General features: G+C 46.2%; 8 protein-coding genes. 7 read left to right on the top strand and 1 reads right to left on the bottom strand.

Features of this window, described 5'->3' with window-relative positions; translation table 11 throughout:
- Position 1 precedes the first annotated feature (1 nt).
- A complete protein-coding gene (locus tag AAHF22_RS22590) occupies positions 2 to 1,807 on the top strand; it encodes a sensor histidine kinase (RefSeq protein WP_371834100.1) in 1,806 nt (601 codons plus the stop codon).
- Between the two features lie 347 nt (positions 1,808 to 2,154).
- On the opposite strand, the gene AAHF22_RS22585 is transcribed toward AAHF22_RS22590, so the two are convergent.
- Positions 2,155 to 2,772 (bottom strand): DedA family protein, encoded by a 618-nt coding sequence (locus tag AAHF22_RS22585; RefSeq protein WP_347327248.1) that lies wholly within the window; start codon positions 2,770 to 2,772, stop codon positions 2,155 to 2,157.
- A gap of 606 nt (positions 2,773 to 3,378) precedes the next feature.
- On the opposite strand from AAHF22_RS22585, the gene AAHF22_RS22580 reads away from it, so the two are divergent.
- The 6 genes from AAHF22_RS22580 (at position 3,379) to AAHF22_RS22555 (ending at position 12,673) form a co-directional block, all read left to right on the top strand.
- Positions 3,379 to 4,305 carry a copper amine oxidase N-terminal domain-containing protein gene (locus AAHF22_RS22580; protein WP_347327247.1) on the top strand — a complete coding sequence of 309 codons (927 nt, stop codon included), beginning with the start codon at positions 3,379 to 3,381 and terminating at the stop codon, positions 4,303 to 4,305.
- 460 nt (positions 4,306 to 4,765) lie between these two features.
- The gene (locus AAHF22_RS22575) at positions 4,766 to 6,055 is read left to right on the top strand and encodes an extracellular solute-binding protein (protein ID WP_347327246.1); all 1,290 of its coding nucleotides are present in this window, start codon (positions 4,766 to 4,768) and stop codon (positions 6,053 to 6,055) included.
- Between the two features lie 219 nt (positions 6,056 to 6,274).
- A complete protein-coding gene (locus tag AAHF22_RS22570) occupies positions 6,275 to 7,150 on the top strand; it encodes a carbohydrate ABC transporter permease (protein WP_347327271.1) in 876 nt (291 codons plus the stop codon).
- On the top strand, positions 7,143 to 7,967 hold the full coding sequence (locus AAHF22_RS22565) for a carbohydrate ABC transporter permease (RefSeq protein WP_347327245.1): 825 nt from the start codon (positions 7,143 to 7,145) through the stop codon (positions 7,965 to 7,967). The genes AAHF22_RS22570 and AAHF22_RS22565 overlap by 8 nt, the downstream gene beginning before the upstream one ends.
- A 727-nt stretch (positions 7,968 to 8,694) precedes the next feature.
- Positions 8,695 to 11,787 carry a beta-galactosidase, LacZ type gene (gene lacZ, locus AAHF22_RS22560; protein ID WP_347327244.1) on the top strand — a complete coding sequence of 1,031 codons (3,093 nt, stop codon included), beginning with the start codon at positions 8,695 to 8,697 and terminating at the stop codon, positions 11,785 to 11,787.
- A 316-nt stretch (positions 11,788 to 12,103) separates the two neighbouring features.
- Positions 12,104 to 12,673, top strand: coding sequence for an esterase/lipase family protein (locus tag AAHF22_RS22555; RefSeq protein ID WP_371834102.1), 570 nt, complete (start codon positions 12,104 to 12,106; stop codon positions 12,671 to 12,673).
- Positions 12,674 to 12,768 lie beyond the last annotated feature (95 nt).

Raw genomic sequence — 12,768 nt, 5'->3', positions numbered from 1 at the left:
CATGAAGATCAAACAATATATGCAACAATTCGAGCGGCAAGGTCTATTTTTTAAGCTGTTTATCGTGATGGTCGTCAGCATTATCGCGGTCTGCCTGTTAACGTCACTCGTAACGATTCGCATGTCCGAACGACTGTTTACCGAGACGTTCAGCATTACGAACTCCAAAGTGCTCAACCAGATTAAGACGAGTATGGAGTCGCTCAACGATTCGATCGTGAATGCGGTCAGCCATGCCTCCCAGAATGGAACGGTCAAAAATTATCTGGCAGGTGGTGACGGCGATTCGATTAGCTCAGGAGCGACCTATTTTAGCATGGGACAGCAGATGAAGCAGATCAAGTCGAACGTGGATGCGTATGATGTGGGTGTGACCGTGGTCGGTGTGAACGGACGCAGCTATACGTCCGACTGGTCGTACTGGCCGGTCAACATTAGCAATCTCGCCGATAGTTTGATTACGAAGCATACGGTCGATCAGCCACGCCGCCTGATGTATCAATATGATGAAGAGACAGCGAAAGATGGCAAGGAAAACTATATCATCGCGTCCAAAGCATTGATGGAGCGTACAAGCGACTTTCTGTATGGCACGATCTATGTGGCGATCCGCGAAGATCAGTTCAAGCGCTTTTATAGCAATTTTACGAGTACAGGTAATGATGTGCTTATTCTCGATTCAAACGGACGCATCGTATCGTCGAATCAGGATGAGCTGATCGGGACATTTTCACCGCAATTGCTCAAAGATGTGACTGAGATGCAGGATCAGCAGATGAGCTATAAAAATGCCGACGTGATGGGGAAAAATCATATAATTTTATCCAATTACATTCCAGAGTATGACTTCTACCTCGTCAATCTGATCGATCGCCAGTATGCGGTGGGACAGATTATTAATGTGCGCGATATCGCGCTGATCTGTATCGCCATCGTGGCGGCAGCACTACTGACCGTATTCCTCATTTCGCGTCGTCTGACCCAGTCACTGACTCGTCTGGTGCGGCAAATGTCGACCATTACCGAAAAAGACTTTGGCAACTATGTGAATGTGACGGGGAGCTATGAAGTGCAGGAGCTGAGCCGCGCATTTAACTATATGCTCGATGAGCTAAACGATTACATCGCGCGCCTGCTTGAAACGCAAAAGGAGCAGCGTAACGCCGAACTCGCCGCTCTCCAGCGGCAGATCAATCCGCATTTCCTGTACAATACGCTCGCATCGATCAAAATGCTTGTGCAAAAAGGCAACAAAGAAACCGCCGCCGAGACGATCAACGCGCTTATCTCGCTATTGCAAAATACGATTAGTAATGTCAGCGAAACGATCACGATCGAGCAGGAACTCGAAAATATGAAAAACTACGTGTTCATCAACCATGTTCGGTACGGTGGCAAAGTACAGGTGAACTATTTTGTATCGCCAGACTGTATGGATTATCACGTACCAAAGCTGATCATTCAGCCGTTTATCGAAAATGCCTTTTTCCATGCGTTTAATGAAAAAGGTGCAGGCGTCATCTACATCATGGTCTCACGTCAGGACGATATGCTCGTCTGCGAAGTCGTCGATAACGGAGACGGCATGGACGGCTTTTCCGATTCCGCCGAAGGCAGCCGCCTCCCGAATCCGAAAAGCAAACGCCAGCTATTCACCGGCATCGGCGTGCAAAACGTCCACAACCGTATCACCCTGTTATATGGGGAACAATACGGGGTTAGCATCTCCAGTCAAAAAGGCAAGGGTACTAAAGTCAAAGTGACCTTACCGCTTATTTTGGAGCCAACGTTAGAGGATATGCTATGATGGGCTGTAAAGCGAAGTTTTAGCATGATCGACCTATAAGCTGGAACGTTACCGTATGCCCTAGCCCAAAAGCCGCCCAATCATTTAAGATTCGGCGGCTTTATCATTTGAACTACGAAGTGTATGAATGTATGCTGACGTTCATCTGCAAAATGGTGAACGCATTGTATTGTAGTACATTGTTGCTTGGATTTAAGGTTGAATTATTTTGAATATAGGGGATGTTTGCGTAAACGTAGATTGGAATCATACATATTTTTCCAGAACGCCCATCTGCTTTACAGTATTATTCTCCTTATAATACCGCTCATTTCTGCACCTCAGCAGCTCTCACTTCAAACGAGCTATCACTTCGCTCCAGCCTGACGATTCTTCCTCACATACCAAACAATCCCTGCAATACCCACAACCGCAATAATGACATAAGCGACACTAGAATAAATATCCATAAACTCTGTAATGCGATGCCAGTTATCGCCCAGTGCTGCGCCGATCATCACGAGAATCGAGTTCCAGATGACCGTTCCGATTGTCGTGAACAGCAAAAATAGTCCGAATTTCATATTGGACATGCCTGCTGGAATCGAGATCAGACTGCGCACTAGCGGAATCATACGGCAAAATAGCACTGTCCAATAGCCGTATTTATCAAACCAAGCGTCTGCACGATAGACATCTTCCTTTTTAACGCGCAAAATATGACCCCAGCGATCGATAATTTTTTCTAGTCGCTCCACATCGATCAATCTGCCAATCCCGTATAAAATGACAGCGCCCAGCACCGACCCGATCGTAGCGGCGATAATCACGCCGATGATAGTCAGTGAGGAGTTGGTCGTCATAAAGCCGCCAAAGGGCAGCACAATTTCAGAAGGAATCGGGGGGAATACATTTTCCAGCGCAATGATCAGGGCGATACCGACATAGCCAAATTGCTCCATAAAGTTCGTAATCCAATTTTGCAAAAGAACCCTCCTCTGTAAGGTTTTCACTCCAGCCATCGTCTACTATATATACCGATGAATAACGAGTTGGAAACAGGGTGATCGTCCGGCGAATACAATGGAACCGTTGCTGATCATCGATGACCTATCAAATTTGTACAAAATGACATATTGATAACGGAATAAATGATATATTTCTTATGTGAAAATAAGCTCATTTTGTAGAGAGATCATGGCGATAATCCTTTAAATAAGAGCATAATCGAGTTTATAAGCTACTATTCAAACATCGGATCACCTTATCGATCGCATTTGCATAAAATATACACCACTTTATACGATAATGTAAAATGTACACTCGATGTCAGCTGTATGCGATGCGTATAAGGCAGCATCCTGTGCATATCACTGCATCGTCATTTGGTAACAATAATGAAAACGGATACGAGCAGGCTGCTTGCTTGATTAGTAGTCGGGGTATAAAAGATGGTAAGATAGAGGGGGCTGGCGCGTTATGCCGCTTTGGACTCCAGACTTATCCAGCACGGGATGAGCGGGTACGAAGTTTTTGTGCAACATCCTGATTGGCCGCATCTGCTTGTATGACGATCAATGGAGGAATAGAATATGATGAAAACTTGTTCCAAGCTATTTTTAATGATGATAGTTGTGATAGGACTTATGGGCGAAAATGTTCAGGCTACAGCAGCTACAGTAGCTACACCGAAGACAAAAGCAGCTTCACCCGACATTCAGGTGATCGTGAACAACTCTACTGTTTATGTAGGGGTAACTGCTTATGTCGAACAAGGAACGACCATGATTCCAATTAAAGCTTTGCAGTACATACCCGGTAACTCTACGATCTGGAACAATATTACCCAGACGGTTACCGTAAGTCAGGATGGCAGTGTGATCACGCTGGTCATCGGACAGAAGACAGCTACGATTAATGATCGTACCGTGCAATTGCCGGTAGCTCCTGCCATTCGTGAAGGACGTGCGATGGTGCCACTGCGCTTTATCGCAGAGGCAGCGCAGGCGAAAGTATTTTGGAATGCGACATCGCGTACCGTCTATGTAGCGAAAACACCGGACACCTTGCTGCGCCAGTTGAGCGGTACCGATTTAGCTACGGCACGTGCGGCAGCTGTTAGCATTCCGCGTATTAATCGACTGAAGACATTCACGCCTTCAGACAATTCGGGTACCGGCATCTATCGTTACTATTTCCCAGAGGGACAATCGTATCCGTTCTTTGAGCAACGTGGAGATGTCGTGTCGTATTATGAAATGCAAGATAATCACAGTGAGCTGGTCTGGACTGCGAAAATGAATTTAAATCAGCAGTCCGGCAATAATCTATTTTTCCTGCCGTATGCAATTGAGCAGGAGGATGGAAGCATGCCGAGTATTATTACCAATGTTGCGTTCTACGATACATTAACAGCCAATGGTGTGGTGCGTTATGGATATATCGAGAACCCCATTCAGTCTTCCGGTCGAGCAGAGCCGCCGTTTCCGAATATTCCGGGGGAGCAACAGGTAAAGTAGTCCGGCCAATCAGCTCCTGACGTATACAGCATGTATGCGTGACCGATTCAGGATACACATGGACGTATGGAACGATAGCAACAGGTCATCCCTACGTCTACCGTTAGCGTACGAAATAGCGTTACAGCCTAATAGCGAAGCAGGAAGATCCCTTTCCTGGTTCGCTATTTTTTTGCGTGAAAAATGTTCAACCTAATTGGATTTCCCACATTATGCTTTGGAAAGAAAGATAAAAGCGGATACAATACCAGATGAAGTGACGATCTGATCTAAAAATAGTACCAGAAAACAAAAATAATACTAAATGATAACGCTACCAAAACAAGTTGTGCCAATAATATAACAAATCCGTACAAATATATTCCTAACGTCCGCTTAAAACGGGATGGTAAGATTAGTTTGTCAATAAGCAAACGCTTTCAAAAGCAAAACACTATACAAGAGCAGGGGTTGAAACAAAATGAAAAAACTGATGTTTCTTTTACTGGCAAGCGTACTGCTGCTGTCTGCATGTTCTAGCGGCGGTGGAAACGCAAGTTCAGGTTCCGATGCATCCGCGAAAGAAATTACCATTTGGGCATGGGATAAAAACTTTAACATTGCCGCACTGGAACTTGCCAAAGAAAAATATATGAAATCTCATCCTGATGTGAAGATCAATCTCGTTGAGAATGCACAGGCTGATATCGTACAAAAGCTGAACACGGGTCTAAACTCCGGTACAACTAAAGGTTTGCCTAACGTTGTTCTGATCGAAGACTATCGTTCACAAAACTTCTTGCAAGCGTATCCAGATTCTTTCGTGGATATGTCTGACAAAATCAAAGCGTCCGACTTTGCAGATTACAAAGCAGGTCCTACAAGCTACGAAGGCAAGCAATATGGTATTCCATTTGATTCTGGTGTAACAGGTCTGTTTGTACGTACAGACTATCTGAAACAAGCAGGTTACACAGCAGATGATCTGAAAAATATTACCTGGGATCAATATATTGAAATCGGTAAAAAGGTCAAAGCCGCTACGGGCAAAGACATGCTGACTCAAGATCCTAACGATCTCGGTCTGATCCGTGCCATGATCCAGTCCGCTGGTTCCTGGTATCTGAAAGAAGATGGCACAACACCAAATATCGCTAACAATGCAGCACTGAAAAAAGCGCTGGAAACGTACAAAGCTATGTATGATGCAAACATCGTCAAAGCAAACTCTGACTGGAGCCAATTCCTGGCAGCATTCAATAGCGGTGACGTAGCGTCCGTACCAACAGGTAACTGGATTACACCATCTATTAAAGCTGAAGCTTCCCAATCCGGTAAATGGGCAGCTGTACCGATTCCAGTTCTGAGCGATGTACCTAACTCGGTTCACGCTTCTAACATCGGTGGTAGCTCCTGGTATGTCATGAACGTAGACGGTAAAGACACAGCAACTGACTTCATGGCTTCTACTTTCGGTTCTGACAAAGATCTGTATCAACAAATGCTTGACAAAGTTGGCGTTCTGTCTACATTCAAAGCAGCTTCTGAAGGTAGTGCATACGATAAAGCTGACGAGTTCTTCGGCGGTCAAAAAATCTATGCTGACTTCGCAAAATGGACAACAGAAGTTCCAAAAGTAAACTACGGTCTGCACACTTATGCGATCGAAGATATCATGACGGTTGAACTGCAAAACTACCTGAACGGTAGCAAAGACGTTGACACGATGATGAATGATGTACAGGCACAAGCTGAAGCTCAACTGAAATAATCCGGACATGGTAATGAATGGGGAGATAAAACCTTGGGCTGATCGTTCAAGGTTTTATTTCCTTATCATGACCGGGACTGCAAACCATACGTGAAATGTGTACGTCGCAGGCTAAGCATAGACAAACAAACAAGCAAACCGGCGATACGAGGGAGATGAGACGATATGAAAACCGCTGAACCCGCTTTGAACCAAAGTCAGAAAACACCACGCCCACGCATGGGCAACCATATGAAAGAAAGCATTACCGGCTGGGTATTCGTCGGAATCGCAGCACTTTTAATTTGTATTTTCTTCTTCTATCCTATGATCCAGGCACTGATCCTGTCCTTCCAGACAGGTAAAGGCATGAATTTGAAATTTAACGGCCTTGATAACTATACACGACTGTTTATCGACACGACCTTTATCATGGCTGTCAAAAATACATTCATCTATCTGTTGTTCCAGGTACCACTGATGGTTATTCTCGCCCTGTTTATCTCGGTGCTGCTGAATGACCGCAATTTGAAATTTAAAGGCTTTTTCCGGACGGCGATCTTCCTGCCGTGTATCACATCGCTGGTTGCATACTCCGTTGTATTCAAATACTTGTTCGCACCGGACGGTCTGGTCAACGGGATGCTGATGGGTCTGCATGTGATCGGAACACCGATTCAGTGGATTACCGATCCATTCTGGGCAAAAATCACGATTATTATCGCCATCACATGGCGCTGGACAGGGTATAACATGATCTTCTATCTGTCCGGTTTGCAAAATATCGATAGCTCGATCTATGAAGCGGCACGTATCGACGGCGCTTCAGCCATTCGTCAATTTTTCAGCATTACGGTACCACTGCTCAAACCGATCATTTTGTTCACTTCGATCACTTCAACGATCGGTACACTGCAATTGTTCGATGAAGTTGTGAACATTACGAAGGGCGGACCGGGTAATGCAACAACGACAATCTCGCAATACATTTACAATTTGTCATTTAAATATTCGCCAGACTTTGGTTATGCAGCAACCGTATCGTATTCGATCGTAATTATGGTAATCATTCTTTCCTTCATCCAGTTCAAAGTGGCAGGTGAGCGTAATGGCTAAGACAAAATCAACATTCACATATTTGTTCCTTGTTGTCGCTGCATTCGTCTCGATCTTTCCGTTCTTCTGGATGATCGTGAGTGCGACGAACCTATCGGTAGATGTTACACAGGGACGCCTGTTACCCGGCGCTCATCTGATGGACAATCTGGCGAAGCTGACCAGCTCGGTCGACATCTGGACAGCGATGGCGAACTCGGCTAAAATCGCCGTTTCTACTACGCTGCTTGCCCTGCTGATCGCTTCACTAGCAGGCTATGGCTTTGAAATTTATCGCAGTAAAGCAAAAGATATCGTGTTCAACATCTTGCTGCTGTCGATGATGATTCCATTTGCCGCGCTGATGGTTCCGCTGTACCGTATGTTTGGTAAAATCACTAACTTTGTTTCCTTTATCGGTATCGATACACCGGCAGCGGTCGTCATTCCAACGATGACTACAGCGTTCCTGATCTTCTTCTTCCGTCAAAGCACGAAAATGTTTCCAAAGGATTTGCTGGAAGCAGGCCGGATGGACGGACTGAGCGAGCTGGGCTTGTTCTTCCGTATTTACATGCCAACGATGAAAACAACGTATGCAGCAGCTGCGATCATCACGTTCATGGCAAGCTGGAACAACTACCTGTGGCCGCTCGTTATTTTACAAACACCAGAAAATCAGACGATTCCACTGCTCATCTCCAATCTGGGTTCGAGCTACTCGCCTGACTATGGGGTGATCATGCTAGCGATCGTTATCTCTACACTGCCAACAGCGCTTGTGTTCTTCCTGATGCAGAAGCACTTTGTTGCAGGTATGGTCGGTTCGGTCAAATAATAGCTGTACATCGATACAAGTAAGAAGTGCTGCGGAAGATGGCCAGCTCCGGCGCGTCTTTCGTAGCACTTTTTCATTTGCAACTGTAGGGAGGGCAGACACCACTCCGGGAAGGAATAAGGGGACGGACTCCGGTCTCGTATAGGAATCTACAGAGTAGGAGAGCATGTAGATTCCCGTGCTCGGAAGCTGTAAGATATTTTGCTGCGCAAAAATCACTCTTCACTGAATCCCGTATTAGGCAACCACTAATACGAGAAGAGGAAAGATGTTTTGCTTTCGCAAAAATTACGCTTCAATGCACCTCGTGTTAGGAAACCACTAACACGGAAGCAGTAAGATATTTTGCTTTCGCAAAAATCACTCTTCATTGCACCCCGTGTTAGGAAACCACTAACACTAGAAGTCGTCCTTTCCCTTATTACCTTCCCGCAGTGAAGTGGCTAGCCGCAACCTACGAATGGGCGTAAGCCGGTTGAGGGGAAATGAAATATATAAGAATATAGAAGTTGGTTATTTGCTATTTTATTATGTTAAAAAGACAGGCTGTATCGGAATATAATAATAAGAGACTTTACGATAGAGGCTGTGCGGAATGATTGGTGGATGGAAAGTGGATGGCTTTGCTTCGTCCTTCAACTAGATAAGCGAAGACGGAAATGAGCTTTACAGAAGCAGATTGAACGCAAGCAACTATCGTATTCAAAGTGAAATGGAGTGAATGGATATGAGCAAAACGCAAGCAGAAATGGTAGAGCAACGCGTAACGACACCTTCGCTGGAGTGGCTGACAGATACACATGTATTTGCGGTGAATCGACTGAAAGCTTATTCCGATCACAAATATTATGCGACAGCAGCACAGGCAGCGCAGCGTGGCGCGTTGGACTGGCGTCATAGTTTGAATGGTACGTGGAAGTTCAATTATGCAGTGAATCCGGCAAGCCGTCCGCAAAACTTTTATGAGCATGGTTTTGCTTGTACAGGCTGGGGCGAGATTCTCGTACCGGGTCATATCCAGACACAGGGCTACGGACAGATGCAGTACGTGAATACGATGTATCCGTGGGATGGTGTCGAAAACCTGCGCCCACCATTCATTTCCGAAGATAACAATCCAGTAGGTAGTTATGTAAAAACATTTACTATGCCTGAGAAACTGGCTGGTGGTCCGGTCTATATTTCCTTCCAGGGCGTCGAATCCGCATTTTATGTGTGGCTGAACGGCAAGTTCGTTGGCTACAGTGAAGATAGCTTTACACCATCTGACTTTGAGCTGACTCCTTACATACAGGAGGGAGAAAACCGCCTTGCGGTTGAGGTGTATCAGCGCAGTACAGGCGCATGGCTGGAAGACCAGGATTTCTGGCGCTTCTCCGGTATTTTCCGCGATGTGTATCTGTACACCGTGCCGGAAGTGCATGTACGCGATCTGCATGTGAATGCGGGATTGGACGATAGCTATACGACAGGACAGCTGAATGTGAAGCTGACGCTGGAGCAAGGACAGCCAGCAGATGGACGCGCTGTACTGGAATTGAAAGCAGCAGATGGCGAGACGGTTGCGTCTGGCGAAGTATCGTTTGCCGCTGGTAAAGGCGGTGCAACGGCAAGCTTTGAGGCAACGGTAGCGAATGTATCGACATGGAGCGCAGAAGACCCGTATTTGTACACACTGTACATTTCCGTCTATAACGCGGCTGGTGAACTGACAGAAGTAATTCCACAGCCTGTAGGCTTCCGCCGTTTTGAAATGATCAATAAAATCATGTGCATTAACGGGAAACGTATCGTGTTCAAAGGTGTAAACCGTCATGAATTCAACTGTCGCACCGGACGCACGGTAACGGAAGAAGATATGCTGTGGGATATTCGTACAATCAAGCAAAACAATATGAATGCGGTGCGGACGTCTCACTATCCGAACCAGACGCGCTGGTATGAGCTGTGCGACGAGTATGGCATTTACCTGATCGATGAGATGAACCTGGAAACACACGGTTCATGGCAGAAACTGGGCGCTGTTGAGCCATCCTGGAACATCCCGGGCGATCTGCCAGAGTGGCAGGATATCGTGATGGATCGTGCGATCTCGATGGTAGAGCGCGACAAAAACCATCCGTCGATCTTAATCTGGTCTTGTGGTAACGAATCGTATGCTGGTCAGGTGATCCTGAATGTAGCTAACTATTTCCGTGAAACCGATCCAACGCGTCTTGTTCATTATGAAGGTGTATTTTATCGCCGCGAATTTAACGATTCCAGCGATATGGAAAGCCGAATGTATGCGAAGCCGCAGGATATCGAAGAATATCTGAATAACGATCCGCAAAAGCCGTACATTAGCTGTGAATATATGCATGCGATGGGCAACTCGGTTGGCGGTATGCATAAATATACGGAATTGGAAAATAAATACGAACTGTATCAGGGCGGCTTTATCTGGGATTATATCGACCAGGCAGTCATGAAGAAAAATCGCTACGGTGACGAATATCTCGCTTATGGCGGCGACTATGATGATCGTGCTACCGACTATGGTTTCTGTACAGACGGTATCGTATATGCTGACCGTAAAGTATCTCCTAAAATGCAGGAGGTCAAATTCCTGTATCAAAATATCAAGCTGACACCGGATCAAAATGGCATCACGATCCGCAATGAAAATCTATTCGTCGGTACAGCAGCATATGATCTGCAATACCGTATCTACCGTGACGGCGTGCTTGTGCATGAACAAACGCTGGCCGTTGATGTACCCGCAGCTACAGAGCGTCATATCGAAGTGGCACCGCCACAGGCAGCAAGCGAAGCTGGTGAGTATGCGATCCATGCAGCACTTGTACTGAAACAAGCAACGCTGTGGGCAGAAGCAGGTTATGAAGTATCGTTTGGCGAGCATGTGTTTATCGTGGAAGGTGAAGCAACGATTCCAACTGTAACAGCTACAGGTGAACTCCGCATTGCTGAAGGCGATGTGAACGTCGGTGTACATGGCGAGCATTTCAGCATCATGTTCTCCCGTGCGGTGGGTAGCCTGACATCGCTGCGCTACAGTGGTCGTGAGTACATTTCCGCACCACCAGCACCACAGTTCTGGCGCGCAACGACAGACAATGACCGTGGTGCAGGACAGAACTTCACTGCGGCGAGCTGGCTCGCTGCAAGTCTGGCGCGCCGCTGCACGAAGATGGAACTGGACAAGGCAGCAGATCATGTGACGGTAACGTTCGAGTATGCCTTCAGCATCCATGCCGATGTGAAAATGACAACCGTCTACACCGTGCATGGTGATGGTCGTCTGCATGTCAAATCGAGCTATAGCGGTGTCGCTGGTTTGCCAAACGTACCAACAGTGGCGTTGTCATTCAAAATTCCGGCAGAATACCATCATCTGGACTGGTATGCGATGGGACCGGAAGAAAACTATATTGATCGTGCCTTTGGCGCAAGACTGGGTCTGTTCAGCAATGACGTAGCAGATAATGTATCTGGCTATGTGGTGCCACAGGAATTCGGTAACCGCATCGGCGTCCGTCGTGTCGATATTACGGATGATGGGAAGCGCGGACTGCGTATCACGTCGCCAGCGATTGCTCCGGTAGAGTGCAGTATTTTGCCGTACACAGCATTGGAGCTAGAGAGCGCAGCTCATCTGTATGAGTTGCCACCGGTACATTACACGGTTGTGACCGTAGCTGGCAAACAAATGGGTGTTGGCGGTGACGATAGCTGGGGTGCTCCGGTACATGACGAGTACCAGATCCCATCCGACACTGACATCACATTTGAATTTACGATTGCACCCCTACAACCGTAATATTCATTATGTCAAACATGTCATAATCTAAGCTTCATCTATATTGAATCCTCGTTGCACCAGCAAGTGTGTAACGAGGATTTTTGTGATGATACATGTAATTATTTGACATTTAAAGTAAGATTATTATATAGTAAATAAGTAAGTAATTCCTAAATGATAAGTGAGGTGAAATGAGAATCGAGAAAAGGTAGCACCATGTCGTCCCAGTAATTGGAATGTCGCTTATGTACATACGATCCCAACCAATATAATCACATGAAGAGGAGAATACATAATGATGAAACGAATCTTTTCCCTGCGTCTTGCTGCATGTATGGTACTATTGTTCGCGCTAGTTGGCGCCACGGGAGCGGTGAAACCGGCTCAGGCGGCAACGACGCACACACCGATCATTTTCGTACATGGTCTGGGTGGCTCGGCAAGTAATTTTACGTTTATTGAAGGGTTCCTCGCTCGTCAGGGCTGGTCTTCCAATGAAATGTATGCGATCGATCTGCCAACGAAAAATGGTGTGCAAACGCTGAACGCTGCCGCTATCCGCAATCTGGTAGATGATGTGCTGGCACGTACAGGCAGCACCAAAGTAAACATCGTCGCACATAGCATGGGCGGTGCGAACAGCCTGTACTATATTCTGAACTATGGCGGCGCAAGCAAAGTCGACAAGTTGATCACACTTGGTGGTGCAAATCGTCTGACGACCAACCGTGCACCAGATGGCGTAAATGTAACATCGATCTACACGCTCAATGATCAGATCGTTAGCAACTACCTGTCCAATCTGGATGGTGCCAACAATATCCGTATTTACGGTGTAATGCATATCGGATTGCTGGCGAACTCTACGGTGAACGGTCATATTTTGGACGCGCTACAACAATAAGATATGTACAGTACGATGGATCGATGAGGATAGATGGTACGATGACGAACAAGGATCGAGCAGGCAATCATTGCCTGACTTGATCCTTGTTCTTT

The organism is Paenibacillus wenxiniae (genome assembly GCF_039822605.1).
GTDB classification, from domain to species: Bacteria; Bacillota; Bacilli; order Paenibacillales; family Paenibacillaceae; genus Saccharibacillus; species Saccharibacillus wenxiniae.
The sequence above is the reverse complement of the archived record's forward strand: the minus strand, read 5'-3'. Positions and strand labels throughout refer to the sequence as shown.